This is a genomic window from Phenylobacterium sp. GW821-FHT12F10, from assembly GCF_058806695.1.
In genome coordinates, this window is the sequence record NZ_JBXAPY010000001.1 from 2,213,780 (window position 1) to 2,234,751 (window position 20,972).

19 protein-coding genes are annotated in these 20,972 nt (G+C 70.4%); 7 read left to right on the forward strand and 12 right to left on the reverse strand.

All coding sequences use genetic code 11. From position 1 onward, the window contains the following. Positions 1-12: 12 nt before the first annotated feature. A complete protein-coding gene (locus AC1RN5_RS11175) occupies positions 13-915 on the forward strand; it encodes an alpha/beta fold hydrolase (RefSeq protein WP_493041219.1) in 903 nt (300 codons plus the stop codon). Here the strand turns inward: AC1RN5_RS11175 and AC1RN5_RS11180 are convergent. After that, complete coding sequence (locus AC1RN5_RS11180; RefSeq protein ID WP_493041220.1) at positions 912-1,142, reverse strand: hypothetical protein; 231 nt, start codon at positions 1,140-1,142, stop codon at positions 912-914. The genes AC1RN5_RS11175 and AC1RN5_RS11180 overlap by 4 nt on opposite strands. Positions 1,143-1,384: 242 nt before the next feature. Here AC1RN5_RS11180 and AC1RN5_RS11185 point away from each other — a divergent pair, with 242 nt between their 5' ends. The 3 genes from AC1RN5_RS11185 to AC1RN5_RS11195 all read left to right on the forward strand — a co-directional run bounded on the left by AC1RN5_RS11185 (position 1,385) and on the right by AC1RN5_RS11195 (position 3,262). Continuing rightward, positions 1,385-1,843, forward strand: a complete 459-nt coding sequence (locus tag AC1RN5_RS11185; protein ID WP_493041221.1) for a hypothetical protein — start codon at positions 1,385-1,387, stop codon at positions 1,841-1,843. 40 nt (positions 1,844-1,883) lie between these two features. After that, positions 1,884-2,750 carry a 50S ribosomal protein L11 methyltransferase gene (locus AC1RN5_RS11190; protein WP_493041222.1) on the forward strand — a complete coding sequence of 289 codons (867 nt, stop codon included), beginning with the start codon at positions 1,884-1,886 and terminating at the stop codon, positions 2,748-2,750. A 68-nt stretch (positions 2,751-2,818) separates the two neighbouring features. Then, positions 2,819-3,262: a hypothetical protein gene (locus tag AC1RN5_RS11195; RefSeq protein ID WP_493041223.1), complete on the forward strand. Its 444-nt coding sequence runs from the start codon at positions 2,819-2,821 to the stop codon at positions 3,260-3,262. A gap of 14 nt (positions 3,263-3,276) precedes the next feature. Here the strand turns inward: AC1RN5_RS11195 and AC1RN5_RS11200 are convergent, their stop codons facing one another. From AC1RN5_RS11200 to AC1RN5_RS11210, 3 genes are all read right to left on the reverse strand, one after another. Then, the gene (locus AC1RN5_RS11200) at positions 3,277-3,816 is read right to left on the reverse strand and encodes a carbonic anhydrase (RefSeq protein ID WP_493041224.1); all 540 of its coding nucleotides are present in this window, start codon (positions 3,814-3,816) and stop codon (positions 3,277-3,279) included. 66 nt (positions 3,817-3,882) lie between these two features. Continuing rightward, positions 3,883-4,224 (reverse strand): GIY-YIG nuclease family protein, encoded by a 342-nt coding sequence (locus AC1RN5_RS11205; protein ID WP_493041225.1) that lies wholly within the window; start codon positions 4,222-4,224, stop codon positions 3,883-3,885. A gap of 55 nt (positions 4,225-4,279) precedes the next feature. Then, positions 4,280-4,864: a GNAT family N-acetyltransferase gene (locus AC1RN5_RS11210; RefSeq protein WP_493041226.1), complete on the reverse strand. Its 585-nt coding sequence runs from the start codon at positions 4,862-4,864 to the stop codon at positions 4,280-4,282. A gap of 249 nt (positions 4,865-5,113) precedes the next feature. Between AC1RN5_RS11210 and AC1RN5_RS11215 the strand changes: the two genes are divergently transcribed. Beyond that, a complete protein-coding gene (locus AC1RN5_RS11215; protein WP_493041487.1) occupies positions 5,114-6,928 on the forward strand; it encodes an aminopeptidase P family protein in 1,815 nt (604 codons plus the stop codon). Between the two features lie 9 nt (positions 6,929-6,937). Continuing rightward, entirely contained in the window at positions 6,938-7,789 is an 852-nt protein-coding gene (locus AC1RN5_RS11220) for a class I SAM-dependent methyltransferase (RefSeq protein WP_493041227.1), read from the forward strand. 41 nt (positions 7,790-7,830) lie between these two features. Here the strand turns inward: AC1RN5_RS11220 and AC1RN5_RS11225 are convergent, their stop codons facing one another. The 4 genes from AC1RN5_RS11225 to AC1RN5_RS11240 are packed head-to-tail and all read right to left on the reverse strand — an operon-like array spanning position 7,831 to position 14,014. Next, the gene (locus AC1RN5_RS11225; RefSeq protein WP_493041228.1) at positions 7,831-9,030 is read right to left on the reverse strand and encodes a class I SAM-dependent methyltransferase; all 1,200 of its coding nucleotides are present in this window, start codon (positions 9,028-9,030) and stop codon (positions 7,831-7,833) included. Then, positions 9,030-11,378 (reverse strand): NAD-dependent DNA ligase LigA, encoded by a 2,349-nt coding sequence (gene ligA, locus AC1RN5_RS11230; RefSeq protein WP_493041229.1) that lies wholly within the window; start codon positions 11,376-11,378, stop codon positions 9,030-9,032. The genes AC1RN5_RS11225 and ligA overlap by 1 nt, the downstream gene beginning before the upstream one ends. After that, entirely contained in the window at positions 11,371-13,068 is a 1,698-nt protein-coding gene (gene recN / locus AC1RN5_RS11235; RefSeq protein ID WP_493041230.1) for a DNA repair protein RecN, read from the reverse strand. The genes ligA and recN overlap by 8 nt, the downstream gene beginning before the upstream one ends. A gap of 40 nt (positions 13,069-13,108) precedes the next feature. Further along, positions 13,109-14,014 (reverse strand): outer membrane protein assembly factor BamD, encoded by a 906-nt coding sequence (locus AC1RN5_RS11240; protein WP_493041231.1) that lies wholly within the window; start codon positions 14,012-14,014, stop codon positions 13,109-13,111. Between the two features lie 235 nt (positions 14,015-14,249). On the opposite strand from AC1RN5_RS11240, the gene AC1RN5_RS11245 reads away from it, so the two are divergent. Next, positions 14,250-15,407, forward strand: a complete 1,158-nt coding sequence (locus AC1RN5_RS11245) for a hypothetical protein (protein ID WP_493041232.1) — start codon at positions 14,250-14,252, stop codon at positions 15,405-15,407. A 9-nt stretch (positions 15,408-15,416) separates the two neighbouring features. Here AC1RN5_RS11245 and lpxC read toward each other — a convergent pair whose 3' ends face one another. The 4 genes from lpxC to ftsA form a co-directional block, all read right to left on the reverse strand. Next, the gene (gene lpxC, locus AC1RN5_RS11250; RefSeq protein WP_493041233.1) at positions 15,417-16,310 is read right to left on the reverse strand and encodes a UDP-3-O-acyl-N-acetylglucosamine deacetylase; all 894 of its coding nucleotides are present in this window, start codon (positions 16,308-16,310) and stop codon (positions 15,417-15,419) included. 247 nt (positions 16,311-16,557) lie between these two features. Then, positions 16,558-18,159 carry a cell division protein FtsZ gene (ftsZ, locus tag AC1RN5_RS11255; RefSeq protein ID WP_493041234.1) on the reverse strand — a complete coding sequence of 534 codons (1,602 nt, stop codon included), beginning with the start codon at positions 18,157-18,159 and terminating at the stop codon, positions 16,558-16,560. Between the two features lie 331 nt (positions 18,160-18,490). Continuing rightward, positions 18,491-19,645, reverse strand: coding sequence for an acyltransferase family protein (locus tag AC1RN5_RS11260; RefSeq protein WP_493041235.1), 1,155 nt, complete (start codon positions 19,643-19,645; stop codon positions 18,491-18,493). Positions 19,646-19,756: 111 nt separating this feature from the next. After that, entirely contained in the window at positions 19,757-20,968 is a 1,212-nt protein-coding gene (ftsA, locus tag AC1RN5_RS11265; protein ID WP_493041488.1) for a cell division protein FtsA, read from the reverse strand. Positions 20,969-20,972 lie beyond the last annotated feature (4 nt).

Sequence of the window (20,972 nt, forward strand, 5' to 3'; positions counted from 1 at the left end):
CGGGAGGGCCAAATGCCCCAGATCATCGCCAACGGCATCCCCCTCGAATACGCCGTCTACGGGCCGGAAAAGGGCGAGGTGATCCTGCTGATCATGGGCTTCGGGGCCCAGATGACCCGCTGGTCGCCGCAGTTCATCCGCGAGCTCACCAACCGCGGCTACCGGGTCATCGTCCACGACAACCGCGACGTCGGCCTCTCCCACCGCTTCCACGAGCACGGCGAACCCGACATGACCGCCGTCTACACCGCCCTGATGAGCGGCAAGACCCCGGAGGTCCCCTACCTGCTGAACGACATGGCCGCCGACAGCGCCGGCCTGCTCGACGCCCTGGGCATCGAGCGCGCCCACATCGTCGGCGCCTCCATGGGCGGCATGATCGCCCAGATGGTGGCCGCCAACCACGGCGAGAAGGTGATGTCCCTGGTCTCGGTGATGTCCACCACCGGCAATCCCGCCCTGCCCCCGGCCAAGCCCGAGGCCATGGCCGCCCTCACCAAGCCCAGCGTCGATCCGGCCGAGAACCTCGACAAGCACGTCTGGAACGGCATCGAGAGCCAGAAGGTGATCGGCAGCCCGGACTATCCGACCCCCGACGAGATCCTCGCCGAACGCATCCGCGCCGACGCCCGGCGCGCCTACTATCCCGTCGGCCGCAGCCGCCAGATGGCGGCCATCGTCGCCAGCGGCGACCGCCGCGCGGCCCTGGCCACCATCAGCGCCCCCACCGTGGTGATCCACGGCGGCGCCGATCCCCTGGTTCCGGTGGAGGGCGGCCACGACACCGCCGCGGTGATCCCCGGCGCGGAGCTGCACGTCATCCCGGGCATGGGCCACGACCTCCCCGCCCAGCTCGTTCCGCGCATCGCCGACCTCATCGAGCGGGCCACGGCTCGGGCCCGCGAAGGGGTCTAGGCCGCCAGGCGGACGTCGCGCGGATAGGGAGTCGACGCCGCCGCCCGCCTCGGAAGGTGTTCGGGCGCCACGACGATGGTCACGATCGCCGGACGGCGCAGCCGGTCGGCCAGGGCCAGGGCCGGCCAAAGCACGATCATCAGCACCAGGCCCACGGCGTTGAGCGTCTGGACAGCCAGGCTGGCGACCCAGGAAATCTGGTCGGTCTCGGGAACTCGAGGGGTCATGGCGGTCTCCAGTCGGTCGGCGCGCGCAATCGCGCCGGAGGCTCAGCGCAAGAGGCAGGCCAGCCGATCGCCGCCGCACATGCCCAGGGGGTTGAACCCCGCCGGCCGCCGCGCCCCTGTCAGGCGAATTCCGTCCCACCCCGCCGGGCCGTCAGGCTTGGCCGCGCCGAATTGGCACAACGCCGCCAAAGGCTGAACCAGACGCCCCCTCGCGCGCTATAGTGAGCAGCGAGGGAGTCGAGATGCGGGACCTGCGGCACGTCTTTCTAGGCATGGCCATCGCCACCGTCACCGGTCTGGCGATCGGCGGCGCCTTCAAGCCGACCCTGCGGGAGCTCACCGACCTGGATGGGCCCCAGATGCTGGTCGGCGTGTCCGGTGTCCGCAGTCCCCCGGGCCTGCAGCAGAACGCCAGCTGGACCAGCTATGCCGGCCATATCCCCGACTATGTGATCGGCACCGACTGGACCCATCCCGAATATCCCACCGAGATGGCGGCTTCCGAGCCGGAACCGGCCCCCGCCAAGGTCGTCCGCGAGGAGGCCCCCGTCCGCCTGGCCGTCGCCCCGGTGAAATACGAGACCGAACCGGCCCCGCCCCCCACCTATCCCTCCATGGGCGGCGACATCCTGGCGGGCCTCGCCGACGGCTATCCCCCGACCCCGCCGGAGGACGCCCCGGCCGAGCCGCCGCCCGCCTAAGTTCTCGCCTTTCCGCGCCTGCGCCTCTAGACGGATGCGCATGACGACAGACGCAGTTCAGATCATCGCCCGTGGCCCCCGCGCTGTGGCCGAAGCCGCCGCCGAGGCCATCGACGCCGATCCCATGCTGGAGGGGGTCACCTACTCCATTCTGGAGGAGGACGAGGACCGCGACGTCTGGCGCATCGACGCCTTCCCCACCTCGGAAGACGAGTCCCGCGACTTCGCCGCCGCGCTCGCCGTCTATCCCAAGCTCAAGGTGCTGGTGGAGAAGCTGGCCGACGCCGACTGGCTGGCCATGGCGCTGTCGGGCCTGCCCCCCGTGCGGGCCGGCCGCTTCTTCGTCTACGGCGCCCACGACAAGGGCCGCGCCCCGGTCAACGCCGTGAACCTGCGCATCGAGGCGGGCGCCGCCTTCGGCACCGGCCACCACGGCACCACGGTCGGCTGTCTCCAGGCCTATCACGACCTGCTCAAGGCTCACCGCTACGCACGCGTCCTCGACGTCGGCGCCGGCACCGGGGTCCTGGCCATCGCGGCGGCCCGCACCGGCACGCCCATCGCGGTCGGCACCGACATCGACGCCCCCTCGGTCCGCATCGCCAACGAGAACGCGGTGCTGAACAAGGCCAAGGTGCGCTTCCTGCACGCCTCGGGCCTCGGCCACGCCTCGGTGCGGGAAAAGGCGCCCTACGACCTGGTCTTCGCCAATATCCTGGCTCCGCCCCTGGTGGCCCTGTCCCACGACATCAAGCTGGCCCTCAAGCCGGGCGGCATCGCCATCCTGTCGGGCCTGCTGCGCACCCAGGAGCGTCGGGTGCTCGCGGCCTACCGCTCCAAGGGCTTCACCCTGGTCCGCCGCATCCACCGCGACGCCTGGGCCACCCTGGTGCTGCGGCGGAGCTAGGAACTCGGCTCAGGGCCCGGCGTTCTCGCCTCGACGGTGGTCTTCACCGCCGAACTGAGGACACACCCATGAGCAATCCCAACGACCCCTATGTCGAAAAGACCGTCGTCGAGCAGCCGGCCACGGTTCGCACGGAATACAGCGCCGCCCCGGCCTCCAGCGGCTCGAGCAACGCCGGCTGGTGGATCGCCGCCATCGTCGCGGTGGTGGCCATCGTCGGCCTGATCTTCGTGTTCAACAACAACTCCACCACCCAGAGCGACCTGCAGGCGGCCACCGACGCCGGCCGCAGCCAGGCGATGATGGAGACCGCCGCGACCCAGGCCCAGACGGCCGCCCAGGCCGCCACCGAGGCCTCGGCCAACGCCGCCTCAAGCATGGCCGGCGCGACCCAGGCCGCCGCTGACAGCGCCCGCGCCGCCGCCGACCGCACGGCCGAGGCGACCCGCGACGCCGCCGCCAGCGCCCAGGACGCCGCCCAGGACGCCACCACGGCGCCCCCGCAGCAGTAACCGGATCGGGGCGGTCAGACGATCTGGGTGACCGCCCCGTCCAACCCCATCAGCCCGAGTTCCACCTCCATGTGCGGATGCTTGGTCGTGACCTGCGAGCGCAGGGCGTAGAGCTGCTTCACGTGGCTCTTGAACTCGGTATCGGCGTCCTTCACGGCCGCCTCCCCCAGGACCAGCTTGTAGGCGCCGCAGTCGCGGTGATCGATGACGATCAGGCGGTGGACCTCGTGCAGCTGCACCGCCAGGTCCAGGTGGGTCCAGAACACCTCGTTCCAGACGGCGTACTTGTCGTTCAGCGCCCCCAGGGAGGCGCCGGCCAGGATCATGTGGTCGTACTTGTCCCGCATGCCGCGCGCGGTCATGTAGGCCTCGACCTCGTTGACCAGGCGATAGTCCATGCAGGTCAGCAACAGGGCCTCGGCATGACCCGACGCCCGCGCCATGCCAGGCGTCAGACCGCTCATCAGGGCCACGCCGCCCCCCAGGGCGATGGCGCCCATCAGGCTCCGGCGCGACAGCGGCGGCCAGGTCGAATGTTGTGGGCAACAGGTCATGGGCGCTCCGATCGAGTGGACGGCAAGCCTGCGGCGCGCCGCTTACCAAACACCTACCGACCGGACTCAGGCCACCACCGGGCGCCCCTCCAGGGCCGCGATCCAGTGTCGCAGGCGTTCCTTCAGCCAGGTTCCCTGGCCGATCGGGCTGAGGTCCTCCTCCAGGGTCTCCAGCACCGCATAGGCGAAGGCGGCCTCGCCGTGCGCCTTCCAGGCCGCCTGCAGGGCGGTGTTGCGGTGCGAGCCCATGCGCAGGCCGAACAGCACCGAATTGGCCGCCCCGTCCAGGTTGCGGCTCATCCCCACCCAGGTCTCCCCGGTCGGCTCGCAGCGCAGGCGGAAGATTCCCATCGGGACCTTCCGCTCCTTGTAGGCCTGGGCGATGTCCTTGCGACGCTGCTTGTCCACGGTCTGATCCTCGGGCGGGAGACGGAGACCTAGCCCCGCTCCCGCCCGATGTCAATTATATCCGGGTATAATTAGCCCGCCACTCGTCGGCCAGCAAGGCGTAGAGATAGGTGTCACGCCAGTCGCCCTTGACGATGCGATCACGCCGCAGCCTGGCCTCGCGGCGCATGCCCAGCTTGCGCATCACCCCCCAGGATCCTCGGTTGCGCACGTCGCAGGTGGCGATGATCCGGTGCAGGCCCAGCGTCTCGAATCCGGCCGTCAGCATGGCGCGGGCGGCCTCGCTGCCGATCCCCTGCCGCCAGTAAGGGCGTCCCAGGCTGTAGCCGAGCTCAGCCGTGCGGTGGGCCTCGTCCACCGTCCAGAGACGGATGGAGCCGGCCACCGTCCCGCTCGCCTTTACCTCCACCGCCAGGCTGACATCCGGGCGGGGCCAGGTCTCCTGCTGCTTCAGTTGCAGATTGAGGAAGTGGCTCGAAATCTCGGGCGTGTTGGGGCCCCATTCCATGAAGCGCGAGACCCGCGGGTCCGAGCCGTAGGCGTGGACGTCGTCATAGTCTTCGGGCCGGAAGGGGCGCAGGCGCAATCGCTCGGTCTCCAGCGGAAACCAGGGCGGCGTATCTTCGGTCTTGGTGGTCATGGGAACGCTCCGATGTGGGAAGATCGGACGGGTTCTCTTGTCTTTCAGACCCCGGCCGATGTTGGCGGGGTCTGGTTCGAAGGCGCTCTAGCTCAAGGCATGCGCGTTCGAACGACCCCGATGGGACCGTTGGAATTGCTGCAAGCCAGGGCGTAAGCGCGAACCATGGGCAGGTTCTAGCCGAGCCGGGGCGTGATCTGCAAGCTTCGACCCTTTGCGGCCCCGCGCCGAACGGCTTACATGCCTGCCATGCGCCAGACCTTCGAAGAAACCACCGACCGCTCCTTCGGGCCCCGCCACGTCCCCCTGATCCGCAAGGCCATGGCCGACCAGGGCCTGGACGGCTTCCTCGTCCCCCATGAGGACGAGCATCAGAACGAGTACCTGCCCGAGGCCAACGACCGCCTGGCCTGGGCCACAGGCTTCACCGGCTCGGCCGGCGCCGCGGTGATCCTGAAGGACAAGGCGGCGGTCTTCGTGGACGGGCGCTACACCCTGCAGGTCCGCGATCAGGTCGATGAGACCACCTTCGAGATCCGCGACCTCGTCGACGGCGGCGTGCCCGCCTACCTCGAGACCGCCACGGCCGCGGGCCAGGTGGTGGGCTACGATCCCCGCCTGCACAGCCCCGACGCGCTCGATCGCCTGAAGGCCGCGGCCGCCAAGGCCGGCGCCGAGCTCAAGGCCGTGGCCGCCAATCCCCTGGACCAGGCCTGGGGCGCCCAGCGCCCCGCCCAGCCGACCGCCCCCGTCGTGCCCCAGCCCCTGGAGCACTCCGGCGAGGACTCCGCCGACAAGCGCCTGCGCATCGGCAAGGCGCTGGCCGCCAAGAACGCCGACGCCACCGTGCTCACCGCGCCCTCCTCCATCGCCTGGCTGTTCAACATCCGCGGCGGCGACGTGATCCGCTCCCCCCTACCCCTCTCCCAGGCCATCCTCAACAAGGACGGCACGGCCCGCCTGTTCCTCGACCCCGCCAAGGTGACCCCCGACCTGCCGGCCTGGCTCGGCAACCAGGTGACCTTGGAGACCCCCGACGACTTGCCCGCCGCCCTGGCCGACCTGAAGGGCCGCCGCGTCCTGGTGGATCCCGGCCTCTCCTCGGCCTGGTATTTCGAGGCCCTGGCCAAGGCCGGCGCGGAGGTGGTGCGCGGCGACGATCCCTGCGCCCTGCCCCGGGCCACCAAGAACAGGACCGAGATCGCCGGGACGACCGAAGCCCACGCCCGCGACGGCGTGGCGCTCGCCCGCTTCCTCCACTGGCTGGCCACCGAGGCCCAGACCAGCCTGCCCGACGAGCTGGAGGTCGTGACCCGGCTGGAGGGCTTCCGCGAAGCGACCGGCGCCCTGAAGGACCTCTCCTTCGACACTATCGCCGGCGCCGCCTCCAACGGCGCCATCGTCCACTACCGGCCCATCACTCGCCTGAACAAGAAGACCGTCTCGGGCTCCCTGTTGCTGGTGGATTCCGGCGCCCAGTACCTGGACGGCACCACCGACGTCACCCGCACCGTGGCCATCGGCGAGCCCAGCCCGGAGATGCGCGAGCGCTTCACCCTGGTGCTCAAGGGCCACCTGGCCCTGGCCGCCGTCCGCTTCCCCGCCGGCACCACCGGCTCGGCCCTGGACGCGCTCGCCCGCATGCACCTCTGGGCCCGCGGCCTCGACTACGACCACGGCACCGGCCACGGGGTCGGATCCTATCTGGGCGTCCACGAGGGCCCGCAGCGGATCGCCAAGCTGCCCAACTTCGTGGCCCTGCAGCCCGGCATGATCGTCTCCAACGAGCCCGGCTACTACAAGGAAGGCGCCTACGGCATCCGCATCGAGAACCTGCAGTACGTCACCGAGCCCGCTCCCATTCCCGGCGGCGAGCGGCCGATGCTGGGGTTCGAGACCCTGACCCTGGCGCCGATCGACCGGCGTCTGATCGAGGTCGCCCTGCTCACCCCCGATGAGCGCGCCCAGATGGACGCCTATCACGCCCGAGTCCTGAAGGTGGTCGGCCCTCGCGCGCCCGCCGATGTCCGCGCCTGGCTGGAAACCGCCTGCGCGCCGCTCTGAGGTCAGACCATGAGCAACCCCACCCCCAACGCCGATCAGGCCGCCTACTGGAACGCCGGCGCCGGCGACACCTGGGCCAGCCTGCAGGACCGCCTCGACCACCAGCTTGAACCGCTCGGTCTGCGCGCCATGGCCGCCCTCGCCCCAAGGCCCGGCGAGCGGGTGCTGGATGTCGGCTGCGGTGCGGGACAGACCAGCCTGGCCCTGGCGGGCGCCGTCGCCCCTGGGGGCTCGGTCCTGGGGGTCGACATCTCCCATCCGCTGCTGGAGGTCGCCCGCCGCCGGGGCGAGGGCCTCGCGGGCCTGACCTTCCAGGAGGCCGACGCCCAGACCGCCCCCTTCGAGGCCGCGAGCTTCGACGCCGCCTTCTCGCGCTTCGGGGTGATGTTCTTCTCCGATCCGCCGGCCGCCTTCGCCAATATCCGCCGCGCCCTGGAGCCCGGCGGCCGCCTGGCCTTCGTCTGCTGGCGTGCGCCCGACGAGAACCCCTTCATGTCCCTGCCCATGGCCGCCGCCATGGCCCACCTGCCGGCCCCGGCGGTCCCGCCTCCGGCGCCCGATCCCCACGCGCCGGGCCCCTTCGCCTTCGCCGATCCCGACCGGGTGCGCGGCATCCTCGCGGCGGCGGGCTTCACGGATGTCGAGCTGACCCGTCACGATCAGAAGATCGGCAGCGGCGACCTCGACCAGACCCTCGCCGTGTCCCTCAAGGTCGGCCCCCTGGGCGCCATGCTGCGGGAACATCCCGACCGCCGCGACGCCGTGGTCGCCGCCGTCCGCGAGGCCCTGGCCGCCCACGACGGCCCTGACGGCGTCAAGCTGCCCTCGGCCACCTGGATCGTCACGGCGCGCTCGGCCTGACGACGGTCCCCACGGGCGCCCTCCGCGCCAGAGGGCGTCCGTCAGGTCTTGGTGAGCCAGAACGAGGCGCCGTAGAGATCCAGCTCGTTCAGCGGACCCTTGCACAGCAGGGCCTTGGCCTTGGCCGACAGGGCTGGGTCCTGGCCCACGAACCAGCAGGGGAACAGGATCTCGAAGCTGTCGCCCCCGAACAACAGGGCGGTGGCCAGAAGGTATTGCTCGTTCCACATCCGGTAGACGTGACCGCTGATATAGTCGTCCGGCAGGTAGATGTCGTGGATGTGCACGATCACCCCGGGCTTCAGGCGCGGCAGAATCTCGAGGAAGAAGACCGTGACGTCGGAGTTCTGAAACGCGCGGTGCGACGAATCCAGGAACAGGATGTCGCCGGCCTCCAGGGTCTGGAACATCGCAGCATCGCAGGTTTCCAGCGGCCGGCGGATCACCTCGTCGCACAACCGATCAATGGTGGCGCGCGGTTGAGGATCGATGGACAGCAGGGTCGTCGAAAGCCCGTAGGTCTCCACCGCGCGCCGGGCGAACTTGGTGGACATACCTGAACCGATTTCCAGGAACCGCGCGGGCGCGTGGCGGCGCAACATCTGCGTGAGCGCCATGCCGTCCAGGGCGGGAAACCAACTGTTCAACCAGAACGGCTTGGAATCCGCGTAGGAGCCGCCCAGCGGGATATCGGCCAGTTGGGGCTGGATGTCGCCAAGCTGGTCGATGAACGCCGCATAGCGATCTCGTCCCCGGCCGATCAGGTCGAACAGTTCGGGATGAGGCGGGCGGCCCGCGCCATAGCGGATGGCCATCTCGTAGGGGTAGTCGACGACGGTCACCTTGCGGACGGTGCGATCATCCGAGAGGGTCAGAGCCGCCAGCGGCGGCAGGCCTGTCGCCGCCGGATCGCGCCCGACCAGACCGTTGGCGCGGGCCAGGGTCTCGGCCGCCGCCGCGCCCTGGCCCACGTCGCGCAGGACCACGGCCAGGTCCCACCAACTGAACTGAACCTCCGGCGCCACCTCCGTGGCGGCGCGCAGGTGGGTTATCGCCTCATCGCTCCGACCGAGCTTGTGGAGGGTGACCCCCAGCAGACGCAACGCCGTAAGGTTCTCCGGCGCCTTGGCCAGGACCCGCCGGAAGATCAGTTCGGCGAGGTTGAGCATATGGCCGCGCAACCGCCCCTGCCCGATCCGCAGTTCCTCCTCCAGGGCCGCCTCGGGCGTCGGGCTCGTCATCAGCGCGCCACCAGGGCCAGCCACTCGTCCTCGGAGATCACCTCGATCCCAAGGTCGGTGGCGGTCTTCAGCTTGGAGCCGGCGCCGGGGCCGGCCACCACCAGGTCGGTCTTCTTCGACACCGAGCCGGAAACCTTGGCGCCCAGGGCCTCGGCCTGGGCCTTGGCCTCGTCGCGGGTCATCTTCTCCAGGGCGCCGGTGAAGACGATGGTCTTGCCGGCCACGGCGGTGTCGGTCTTCGGCTTGGCGACGGCCTGAACCTCGCGCAGTTCGGCCGCCAGCTTGGCCACCATGTCGCGATTGTGCGGCTCGCCGAAGAACTCGGCGATCATCCGGGCGGCCACCACGCCGACGGCGTCCACCGTGGCCAGTTCCAGGAAGTCCTCGCCGGGCCCCTGGCGCGCGGCCTGGGTCACGGCGGCCTCGAAGGTCGCCCAGTCGCCGAACAGGTCAATCAGCGCCTGCCGCGCCCGGCTGTTGATCTTCGGGATGGAGAGTCGCAGCCGCTCATCCATCGAGGCCCCGGCCGGGATCAAGGTGTCGGGCTTCGTCCGCCCCCAGGCGATGATCGCCTCCAGGGCCGTGGGGCCAATGCCGTCCAGGGTCGAGAGCGCCAGGTAATCCGGACCCGGCCGCTGTTCGGCGGCCGCCTGACCCGCGCGGATGAAGGCCTCGACGGTCTCGTAGTGGCGCGCAAGCGCCAGGGACGTGGTCTCGCCGATGTGGCGGATGCCCAGGCCGAAGATGAAGCGGTCGAGGGGGATCTGCCGGCGCGCGTCGATCCCAGCCACCAGGTTGGCGATGCTGGTCTCGCCGTAGCCCTCGGTTCCGCGCAGCTCGGTCAGGCGCTCCTCGTCCCGGGCCAGCCGGAAGATGTCGGCGGGTTCGCGCATCCAGCCGCGCTCGTAGAAGGCGGTGAGCTGCTTCTCCCCCAGGCCCTCGATGTCGAAGGCGCGGCGGCCGACGAAATGGCGCAGGTGCTCGATGCGCTGGAAGGGACAGGCGAATTCGCCGGTGCAGCGGCGCACCACCGTCTCGGCCCCCGAGGCCGTGGTCTCCCGGGCGAGCGGCGTATGCAGCGGACAGGGGCAGTGGGTCGGGTATTCGAAGGGGACGGCGTCGGCGGGCCGTTCGGCCAGCACCGCCTCCACCACCTGCGGGATGACGTCGCCGGCCCGTTGGATGATCACCGTGTCCCCGACCCGCAGGTCCTTGCGGGCGATCTCATCGGCATTGTGCAGGGTGGCGTTCTCCACCACCACGCCCCCCACCGTGACGGGCCGCAGCCGCGCCACCGGCGTCACCGCCCCGGTCCGGCCCACCTGCAGGTCGATCGCCTCCAGCACCGTCCGCGCGCGCTCGGCGGGGAACTTCCGCGCGATGGCCCAGCGCGGCGTGCGGGTGATGAAGCCCAGCCTCTGCTGCCAGTCCAGCCGGTCGACCTTGTAGACCACGCCATCGATGTCGAAGGCGAGCTTCGGCCGCGCCGTCTCCATGTCGCCATAGGCGGCCAGCAGCCCCTGCGCGCCCACCACCCGCTGTGACTGGGGCGTGGTCTGGAACCCCCAGGCCTTGAGCTTGGCGAGCGCCTCCCACTGGGTGTCGGCGAAGGGTCCGCTGATCAGGCCCCAGGCATAGGCGAAGAACCGCAGGGGTCGGGTCGCGGTGATCCTCGGATCGATCTGGCGCAGGGAGCCGGCGGCGGCGTTGCGGGGATTGGCGTAGGTCTTCTGGCCCGCGGCCTCGGCGGAGGCGTTGAGGGCGGCGAACTCGGCATGGCCCAGATAGACCTCGCCGCGCACCTCGATCACCTCCGGCCAGCCCGAGCCCGCCAGCCGCTTGGGGATTTCCGAAAGGGTCCGCAGGTTCTCGGTGACATCCTCCCCCACCCGTCCGTCGCCGCGGGTCGCCCCCTGGACGAGGATCCCCTTCTCGTAGCGCAGGGAGGCCGACAGCCCGTCGATCTTGGGTTCGGCCGTATAGGCGATGGGCTCGCCGCCGGCCTTCAGGAAGCGCCGCACCCGGGCGTCGAACTCCACGGCCTCCTCGTCGGAGAAGGCGTTGTCGAGGCTGAGCATGGGCACGCCGTGCTCGACCGGCGAGAACTGCTCGGCCCGGGCCGCTCCCACCCGCAGGGAGGGCGAATTCTCCCGCACCAGCTCGGGAAACCGCGCCTCGATCTCCGCGTTGCGGCGCTTCAGGGCGTCATATTCCGCGTCCGAGATCCTCGGCGCATCTTCTTGATAATAGGCGATATCGTAGCGCGCGATCTCGTCGGCGAGAGCGGTCAGCTCCTCGACGGCCTCGCCCGCCTCCAGCTCGGCGACCGGTTTGGCGGTCTCAAGCATGCATCAGCGCCCGGGCGGCGGCGCGGGCCGCGTCGGTGATCTGGGCGCCGGCCAGCATGCGGGCGATCTCCTCTTCGCGATCGGCCGGCGACAGGGTCTCCACCGCCGTGCGCAGGCGGTCTCCGTCCCCAGCCTTGGCGATCCGCCAGTGGGCGTCGGCGCGGGCGGCCACCTGGGGCGAGTGGGTCACCACCAGCACCTGGGCGTCGGCGGCCAGGCGGCGCAGGCGCAGGCCCACGGCGTCGGCCACCGCGCCGCCGACCCCCTGGTCCACCTCGTCGAAGATCATCAGCGGCTGCACGCCCTCGGCGCGGCCCGCGAGCGCCGCCTTCAGGGCGAGCGCAAAGCGCGCCAGCTCCCCGCCCGAGGCGATGGCGCCCAGGTCGCCGAAGGGCGCGCCCGGATTGGTGGCGATCTCGAAGGCGACGCGGTCGGTCCCGGTCGGTCCGGCGCGGTCCTCGGCCAGGGCCTCGACGGCGACTCGGAAGCGGGCCTTGTCCAGTTTCAGCGGCGGCAGCTCGGTCATGACCGCGGCGGCCAGGCGGTCGCCGGCGGCGCGGCGAGCGGCCGACAGCTTCTCGGCGTCGGCCAGATAGGCGGCGCGGGCCTGGGCCACGGCGGCGTCGGCGGCCTTCAGGTCGTCCTCGCTGGACTCCATGGCCCGCAGGCGCTCGGCGAAGCGAACGCGCAGGGTCGGCAATTCCTCCACCGAGACCTGCAGCTTGCGGGCCATGCCGCGCAGTTCGAAGAGCCGCTCCTCGGCCTTTTCCAGCCGATCGGGGCGGAAGTCGAAGGCCTCGGCGGCGGCGTCCACAGCGGCCTCGGCCTCCTGGGCCTCGCCGAACACCCGATCGATGGCGGCGCTGGCGGCGGTGAGACGGCTGACAGCGGCCCCGTCCTCGGCGGCGCCGGCCTGGACGGCGCGGGCCCGGGCATGCTCCACGGCGCGGACGGCGGCGGCCAGCTTGCCGGTCAGGCCCTCGAAGGCGGCCCGCGCGTCATTGATGTCGGTGATGGCCTTCTCGGCCGCCCCCAGGATGGCGCGCTCCTCGGCGAGCGCCGTCTCCTCCCCCTCATGGGGATCGAGGCGGTCCAGCTCGGAGAGCCGCAGGGTCAGCTCCTCGGCGTCGGCGGCGGCGCGGTCCACGGCCTCCCGCAGCGCATCGGCCCGGACGCGGGCCTCACGCCAGGCGGTCCAGCGCGACCCCACGGCCTTGGCCAGGGGCGTCAGGGCGCCATAGGCGTCCAGCAGCGGCCGGTGGGTGCGGGCGTCCAGCAGGCCGACGGTCTCGTGCTGGCCGTGCACCTCCAGCAGGTGCTGGCCCAGCTCCTTCAGAACCCCGACGCTGGTGGCCTGGTCGTTGACGAAGGCGCGGCTGCGGCCGTCGACGGAGAGGGTCCGGCGCAGCACCAGGTCCTCGTCGCGGGCGTAGGCCAAGCCCTTCTCCTCCAGCACGTCCCAGACCGGATGGTCCGGCGGCGGGGCGAAGACGGCCGAGGCCATGGCCTGGCTCGCGCCCTGGCGCACGAGGCCGGCGTCGGCGCGCGCGCCGGTGGCCAGTCCCAGGGCGTCGAGGATGATCGACTTGCCCGCCCCGGTCTCGCCGGTAAGCGCCGTCAGGCCCGGCCCGATGGACAGGTCCAGGGCCTCGATGAGCACGACGTCGCGGATCCAAAGTCCGATCAGCATGTCGGGGAAGATCGCCCGGAATCAGACGCGCTGGAAGCGGTCAGTTCGCCTTAGGTTCTTCAATTGGAGTCGACGGCGGCTTGAGGGTCGCGGTCTTGTCCTTGCGGAACGGCAGATGCGACAGCATCCCCCGCTTCTTGGCCGCCGGCTCGACCGCAGGACGCAGGCCCTTGTCGGTCAGCAGCTTGTAGGCGTCGGCGTACCAGGGATCGCCCGGATAGTTGAACCCGAGCACCGCGCCGTTGCGCTTGGCCTCCTCGGCCAGGCCCAGGGTCAGATAGGCCTCCACCAGGCGGTAGAGGGCTTCCGGCGCATGGGTGGTGGTCTGATAGCGGTCGATCACCGTGCGGAAGCGGCCCAGGGCGGCGATAGTGTCGCCCTGACGCAGGTACCAGCGGCCGATGGTCATTTCCTTGCCGGCCAGCTGGTCATTGACCATGTCGATCTTCAGGCGGGCGTCGGCGGCGTATTCGGTGCGGGGATAGCGCTGCACGACCTCGCGCAGGTTCTCCAGCGCCTGGCCGGTGGCGGCCTGGTCGCGGCCCACGTCGACGATCTGCTCGAAATAGCAGATGGCCTTCAGATAGTGGGCGTAGGTGGCCGCCGGGTTGCCCGGATAGAGCGAGATGAAGCGGTCGGCGTCGCCGATGGCCTCGGCGTAGTTGTTGGCCTGGTAGTGGGCGTAGGCGGTCATCAGGATCGCCCGGCGCGACCACTCCGAATAGGGGTGCTGGCGCTCCACTTCCTGGAAGTAGTCGACGGCCTGGTTCCAGAGGCCGCGGTCCATCCGGTCGGCGCCGGTGGCGTAGAGCAGCTCCACGGGGCGCTCTTCATAGGCCAGCTTGGGCCGCTTGGCTTTGCCGGCGCACCCGGCGAGGGCAAGGGCGACCATGCAGGCGACAAGCGCCGGGCGACCCCAGGAATTGCGAAGCAAGGACACCGTCACCTCAAAAAGACCAAATGCGCGCCCCCGCGCCGCGTGACCTTGCTTCTACACCACGCTTGGCGGGGCGCAAACGGAAGGCGGGGCGCCGGGCCATTCATGACAGGGCCGCGACGCCCGGAGATTCAACCGGCGGGGACGCCAGGCCCCGTCTGGAGCCCCATGGCGGCGCCGGACCTCTGTAAACCTTCGGTTTAAAGCTACACCTTATCCTGGCGTCGGAATGTGATCACGCACCATGAGCAATGCTTCGTACGGGTTCCCGACACCCTCCTCCTACGGCGTCAGGAATCTCGGAAATCTTGAGGCGACCGCCTCCACCGCTAGGGTCCTGAACCTGGTGTCGGTGGCGCGTGAATGGTCCGACACGCCCGAGTACTCGGCCCAGCCCTTCTTCCGGTCCCGGATCCTCAACACCGCCCTGTTCGTGAAGCACAGGCTGCGGCGCGACGAGGCCTATGTCCTGACCTGCGAAAACCAGATCACCACCAAGATCATCCTGCCCCTGCACCGGGAACAACTGGAGCTGGGGGGTCAGTCGGTCATGCTGGACCACCCCGGGTGGCGCGAGACCCTGGCCGAGGTCTGTGGCGAGGGCTCGGACCTGAAGCACGACGTCAACACGCTGCGCATCATGAACAAGCTGCCGTCCTTCGATCCCTTCCTGCTGCGGGAGCATCTGAGCCGGCACAAGGTGGACGTGGCCGCCTGCTATTTCGCCATCTCCCCCGCCGACGTCGAGCGCATGCGGGCCTTCGTGGGCGCCGAGGTCACCGAGCTGATCACCCTGGCCTTCGGGGACGTCGGCGCCAGCGATCCGGAGCAGACCACCAGGCTGGTGAGCGCCCTGCTCTCGACCCGGATCGATTCGAAGCTCGAGCCTCTGCGCCTCACCTTCGGCATGACCCCCTCGGCCTTCAGCGAGGGCGTCTTCAGCTGGAAGGGCTTCCTCTATTACAAGTGGTCGATGGAGGATCTGCGGCCGCGCATTCGCGACACCCTGGTGGAACTGGGGGAGTTGAAGCTGCACAGGCCGTGCGAGCCGGACACCGTCACCTATGTCAACGAGGCCCGCGTCCGGATCCGCCGCGCCGTTGGGCGCGCCTATTCGGCGGTCAACCGGGCCATGGGGGTCTATGACGACGCCTTCCGCGACCTGACGGTCAACGGCAATCCCAAGGCCTTTTGCGAGTTCCTGATCAGCGCCCCGGACATGTTCCTCGCCCTGGGCGAGACCATGGGCGCCCTGTCGCACATCGCCAGCTTCTGGCGGTTCCGGTTCCCGGAGGGCGCGAGGATCGAGGCGTCGGGGGAAGAGGCGCACGAAATCCTGCGCGACTTCGAAATCGGACTGGGCGAGCGGGTCAGACCCGCGGCCGGCAGCTTCGCGGCCTAGCCTAGCGGCTCAGACGGCCTGGGCCAGGTTGTCCACCAGGCTGCGATAGCGCCAGGCGTTGGGACGGGCCACCAGGGCGCGGACGACGGCGTTGTTGATCCCGTGGCCGGCCAGCACGCCCTCGAAGCGGCCCAGGACCGGGGCCCCCAGCACGAAGAGATCGCCGATGGCGTCCAGCGCCTTGTGGCGCACGAACTCGTCCGGACGGCGCAGGCCCTCCGGATTGAGGATGCGGTCGCCCTCGATGACGACGGCGTTCTCCATCGAGCCGCCGCGCGCCAAGCCCATGGCGCGCAGGGCCTCGACCTCGTGCAGGAAGCCGAAGGTGCGGCAGTTGGCCAGTTCGCTGCGGAAGGCCCGCTCGTCCATCGGCAGGTCCACCCGCTGACGGCCGATGGCCTTGGAGTCGAAGGCGATCTCGAAGGCCACCTCAAACTGGTCGGCCGGGCTGAGGGTGGCGCGCTTGTCGCCCTCCACGACCTCGACGGTCTCCAGGATCTCGATATAGCGGCGCGGCGCGTCCTGGCCCCGGCGGCCGGCGCGGTCGAGGATCTCGATGAAGGGCTGCGAGGAGCCGTCCATGATCGGCATCTCGGGGCCGTCCAGCTCGACGACGGCGTTGTCGATGTTGAGCATCACCAAGGCGGCCATCAGGTGCTCGATGGTGGCCACGGTGACGTCGGCGGCGTTGGTGATCACGGTGCCCAGCTGGGTCTTGCAGACCGCCTCGGCGGTCACCGGCACGCGGTTGTCGCGGTCGGTCACGTCGGTGCGGACGAAGACGATTCCCGTATTGGCGGCCGCGGGTCGAACCGCGACCCGGGTGTGGGCGCCGGTGTGCACGCCGACGCCGGCGAAGATCGCCGGGCCCTGCAGGGTGTGTTGAAACGCAGATGCGGCCAAGACCGGAACCCTTCGTGCTTCGCAGGCGGCCAAGACGGCCACGATACGCCAGAGATGCCCGATTAAGGGCTATGCTGCGGCGCCGCAAGACACGTCCTGTTTCCGAATGTTTCGAATCGGGACGTCGGGAATTGCCAGTCGATTCAAATGGTAAGCATCTTCGCCTGAGGCGCGAACCGGGGCCTGAAACGCAACATGGCCGGGCGTGAGCCCGGCCATGCGCCAGTTCTGAAGCTTGAGCCTGAGCCTAGTTGGCCAGACGACGGAGGAAGGACGGGATTTCCAGGTCTTCCTGGCTGTCGGCCTGCTCCTGCGGGGCCGGGGCCTCGGCGGGCTGAGCGCCGCCGCGCGCCGCGGGACGGGCCGCCGGGGCGGGCGCCGGGGCGTCGTAGCGGGGACGGCTGCCGAACAGGCTCAGAAAGCCGCCGCTGCGTTGCGGACGGCGGTCCTCGAAGGCCGCGTCGGTGAACAGGGGCTCGTCCTCCTCGTCGGCCACGGACGGATCGACGATCCGGGTCATGGGCGGCGGGGCGGCGGGCTGGGGCGCCGCGGCCTGGATGATCTGGGGCTCGACACGGGGCGCCGGCGCCGGAGCCGGGGCGGCGTACAGGTCGCCCTGGGCTTCGGCGTCCTCGTCCAGATAGGCGGCGGGCGCCGGGGTCGGGGCAGGCGCCGGGGCCGTGGCGGCCGGAGCGCGATAGACCGGAGCCTCCTGGCGCGGGGCTTCGTAGCGCGGCGCGGGCGCCTGGGCGGCCGGGGTGGCGTAGATCGACCGCACGGGTTCGACCGGGGCCGGCTGCGGCGCGTAGGACTGCTCGGTGGCGCGCAGCGGCGGCGCGGTCAGCGGGCGGCGTTCCATCTTCGGCTCGATCGCCGCGATGGAGGCTCCGTCCATGCCCGTGGCCACGACCGACACGCGGATCATGCCCTCCAGGCTCGGGTCGAAGGCCGCGCCGAAGATGATGTTGCCCTCGGGGTCGACCTGCTCGGAGATGGCGTTGGCCGCCTCGTCGACTTCCAGCAGGGTCATGTCCAGGCCGCCGGTGACATTGACCAGCACGGCCTTGGCGCCCTTCAGCGAGACCTCGTCCAGCAGCGGGTTCTGGATGGCGTTCTGGGCTGCCATCAGGGCGCGGTCCTCGCCGGACGCCTCCCCGGTGCCCATCATCGCCTTGCCCATCTCGGTCATGACCGTGCGGACGTCGGCGAAGTCGAGGTTGATCAGGCCGGGCAGCACCATCAGGTCGGTGATGGAGCGGACGCCGGAGTGCAGGACCTGGTCGGCCATGCCGAAGGCCTCGGCGAAGGTGGTCCGCTCGTTGGCGACCCGGAAAAGGTTCTGGTTCGGAATAACGATCAGGGTGTCGACATAGCGCTGCAGTTCGCTGATGCCGGCGTCGGCCAGCCGCATGCGGTGACGGCCCTCGAAGTGGAAGGGCTTGGTGACCACGCCCACGGTCAGGATGCCCCGCTCACGGGCGCACTTGGCGATGATCGGAGCTGCGCCGGTGCCGGTGCCCCCGCCCATGCCGGCGGTGATGAAGACCATGTGGGCGCCGTCGAGGTGCTCACCGATCTCGGGAATGGATTCCTCGGCGGCGCTCATGCCGACTTCCGGGTGCGCCCCGGCCCCGAGGCCCTGGGTCACCTGCACGCCGAGCTGGATGCGACGGTCGGTCTTGGAGAACGAGAGCTGCTGGGCGTCGGTGTTGGCGACCACGAACTCGACGCCCTCGAGGCCCGCCTCGATCATGTTGTTGACGGCGTTACCGCCTGCCCCACCGATGCCGAACACAACGATGCGCGGCTTCAATTCAGTCGCGCGCGGCGCGGAAAGTGCAATAGCCATTGGGACCTCTACGTCCTCCGTCAGTCATTCGTGGGAGACGAGGCGACCCGCCCGCCAGGCTCCCGCGACGGATGGCGTTAAGGAAACGCCTACCATCGTTAATTGGCGGTTAACTGCATAAGGCGAGTCGGAGGTCCGTCGAGGCGCCAACCGTGCAAAATTTGTTGGCGCATAAGGCTTAGGTGAGATTCACGACCGCCAACTGCGACACCCTGACTCACAGATTTCGTCAAGCCGCTGAACATATTCAAGGAACAGGTTGGCGACTCAACTGAGTCGATTGTGAGTCGACGGGCGCCGACTCAGTGGATCTGCGTCACCTGCCCCGGCGTCATGCCGAGGGCAGGCCGGCCGGCCCAGGTTTCGGCCCCGCCGGCTTGAGCCGATTCTTCAGCACGCGGGCCACGCCGCGCTGCATCGGCTGGTCCACCCAGCGGTCGAACAGGGTGGCGACCAGCAGGGCGGCCGGCAGGGCGCAGGCCCAGAAGGCCCACTGCTCCCAGACCGGCGGATGCAGCCGGCCCACCAGGGCGCGCTCGGCGTTGAACCACAGCATGCCCACCAGGATGTGGGTGATGTAGAGGGCGAAGGAGATCCGGGCCGCCCGGGCGGCGAGGTCGGCGCCCCAGGTCATCCGCATCCGCCCGCAGGCGGCGATGGTCAGCCCCAGCAGGGCCACGCTCAGCAGGTCGAAGCGGCCCAGCGCCTGCAGCAGGGCGGCCGCGGTCCCGGCGGCCAGGGCCAGGCCGGTCGCCCACTCGGCTCGCGGCCAGTCGCACTCGGCGGCGCGGGCCACGCACATCCCGAACACGAACATCGGCAGGGCGCGGAGGACGCCCAGATTGAAGTGCAGGTCGTAGATCGTCTGGCCATAGGCGCGGCGGACGGCCAGATCGGCGAGCCAGATCAGGCCCATGCCCCCCAGGAACAGCAGCAGGCCATCCCCGACCCCGCGCAGGCGGCGCCAGACCATGGGAAAGGCCGCGTAGCAGATCACCAGGGCCGAGAGGGTCCAGGTCGGCAGGTTCCAGCCGCCGCCATGGCCAGACCAGGCATGGGCCAGCAGAGCCTGGGCGGGAAGCTCGCCCCACTGGAAGGCCTCCGGCCGAGCGGGCGGCCGGCCGGCCAAGCCGGCGGCGAAGACCACCGCGGCGAAGGCGGTCAGCATCGCCAGGTGTGCCGGCCAGATCCGCAGCACCCGGCGCAGCAGGAAGTCCTCGTCGCTGATGGCGCTGGCGGCCACCTGCCGGCCATAGGCCCGACCCAGGACATAGCCCGACAGGATCAGGAACAGGTCGGTGACCAGATAGCCCCGCAGGAAGACCGGGCTGAGCCGCGACAGGGGAAAGGGCCCCTCGCTCTGGTAGTGGTAGAGCACCACCAGGCCGGCGGCCGCGAACCGCAGGAAATCGAGGGCGACGCTTCGCGATGTCCCACTCCTGGCATGGACTGTGCCAGAAGAAGATGGTTCGAGGTTGAGTGACAAGACCTGCGCCGCCCCTGTGTTGCAATCACAGGAGACGCCGCAAAAATCGCTCCAATCGGCGCCGCCGGACCGGATCGTCCGTTCAGGCGCCTTCGCGTCCCTGCATTGTGATCAGAGGTTCTCGCGCAGCCAGGCGGCGGCCTTGGCCACCGGATTGGCGCCTGGATCCAGGGGCTCCCGCCGCAGCTTGGCGGAAGCCAGGGCCTTGGCCGAGACCGCCTCGCGGGGGCCGAACGCATGGCGATGCAGGACGCCGGCCGCCGCGCAGAAGGCGGGACCGGAGGCGGCGTCGGCCAGGTGCGGCACGCGACGGGGCCGGCCCAGCCGCACCGGGCGGTCGAACACCCGCACGGCCACTTCGCGGACGCCGGCCAGCTGGCTGGCGCCGCCGGTCAGGACCAGGCCCGCGCCCGGTTCCACGGGCGCGCCCGACGCCCTCAGACGGTCGCGCAGCAGTTCCAGGGTCTCCTCCACCCGCGGGGCGATGATGCCCTTGAGCAGGGAGCGCGGGGCGATGACCGGACCCGCGCCGGGATCGTCGCCGCGCGGCGGCGCCTCGATCATCTCGCGGTCCTCATTGGCCGAGGCGATGGCCGAGCCGTGCAGGGTCTTGATCCGCTCGGCGCCGGCGATGGAGGTCGATAGGCCCCGCGCGATGTCGGCGGTCACGTGGCTGCCGCCCACCGGCAGGGTCTCGACGTGGACCAGGCTGCCGCCGGAGAACACCGCCGCCGAGGTCGAGCCGCCGCCCATGTCGATGCAAACGGCGCCCAGGTCCATCTCGTCCTCCTCCAGGGCGGCCAGGGCCGAGACGAAGGGGGCGGCGACCACGCCGTCGAATTGCAGGTGCGCCCGCTCCACGCAGGCGCCCAGGGTCTGGAAGACGGCCTCGGAGACCGAGACCACCAGCAGCTCCACGGCGAGCGCGCGGCCGAACATGGCGCGCGGGTCGCGGATGCCCGACTGGCCGTCCACGCTCCAGGCGACCGGCAGGATGTGGGCGGCGCGGCGGCCGGGCAGCTTGACCTGGGCCAAGGCGGCCTGGATGGCGCGCACCAGGTCGTTGTCGGAGATGGCGCGGGCCCCGAGCGACACACGCCCGGAGATGCGGTGGCTGGTGAGCTGGCCGCCGCCGGTGGCGACGGTGACGCCCTGGACCTGGACCCCGGCCACGTTCTCGGCGCGCTCCACGGCCTGGGCGATGGCGTCGGACGCCTCGTCCAGATTGACGATCGCCCCGCCGCGCACGCCGCGCGATTGGACATAGCCGACGCCGGCCGCCGTCAGGGTGCGGTCGGACCGGCGCACGCCGTCATGCTTCATGATG

Bases quoted from the DNA above. Each gene is read 5' to 3' on its own strand.
- recN (WP_493041230.1), bottom strand. From the start codon at position 13,068: ATGCTGATCGGACTTTGGATCCGCGACGTCGTGCTCATCGAGGCCCTG.
- AC1RN5_RS11245 (WP_493041232.1), top strand. From the start codon at position 14,250: ATGAGCAATGCTTCGTACGGGTTCCCGACACCCTCCTCCTACGGCGTC.
- AC1RN5_RS11185 (WP_493041221.1), top strand. From the start codon at position 1,385: ATGCGGGACCTGCGGCACGTCTTTCTAGGCATGGCCATCGCCACCGTC.
- ftsZ (WP_493041234.1), bottom strand. From the start codon at position 18,159: ATGGCTATTGCACTTTCCGCGCCGCGCGCGACTGAATTGAAGCCGCGC.
- AC1RN5_RS11190 (WP_493041222.1), top strand. From the start codon at position 1,884: ATGACGACAGACGCAGTTCAGATCATCGCCCGTGGCCCCCGCGCTGTG.
- AC1RN5_RS11210 (WP_493041226.1), bottom strand. From the start codon at position 4,864: ATGACCACCAAGACCGAAGATACGCCGCCCTGGTTTCCGCTGGAGACC.
- AC1RN5_RS11215 (WP_493041487.1), top strand. From the start codon at position 5,114: ATGCGCCAGACCTTCGAAGAAACCACCGACCGCTCCTTCGGGCCCCGC.
- AC1RN5_RS11200 (WP_493041224.1), bottom strand. From the start codon at position 3,816: ATGACCTGTTGCCCACAACATTCGACCTGGCCGCCGCTGTCGCGCCGG.
- AC1RN5_RS11220 (WP_493041227.1), top strand. From the start codon at position 6,938: ATGAGCAACCCCACCCCCAACGCCGATCAGGCCGCCTACTGGAACGCC.
- AC1RN5_RS11195 (WP_493041223.1), top strand. From the start codon at position 2,819: ATGAGCAATCCCAACGACCCCTATGTCGAAAAGACCGTCGTCGAGCAG.
- AC1RN5_RS11175 (WP_493041219.1), top strand. From the start codon at position 13: ATGCCCCAGATCATCGCCAACGGCATCCCCCTCGAATACGCCGTCTAC.
- ftsA (WP_493041488.1), bottom strand. From the start codon at position 20,968: ATGAAGCATGACGGCGTGCGCCGGTCCGACCGCACCCTGACGGCGGCC.
- AC1RN5_RS11180 (WP_493041220.1), bottom strand. From the start codon at position 1,142: ATGACCCCTCGAGTTCCCGAGACCGACCAGATTTCCTGGGTCGCCAGC.
- ligA (WP_493041229.1), bottom strand. From the start codon at position 11,378: ATGCTTGAGACCGCCAAACCGGTCGCCGAGCTGGAGGCGGGCGAGGCC.
- AC1RN5_RS11225 (WP_493041228.1), bottom strand. From the start codon at position 9,030: ATGACGAGCCCGACGCCCGAGGCGGCCCTGGAGGAGGAACTGCGGATC.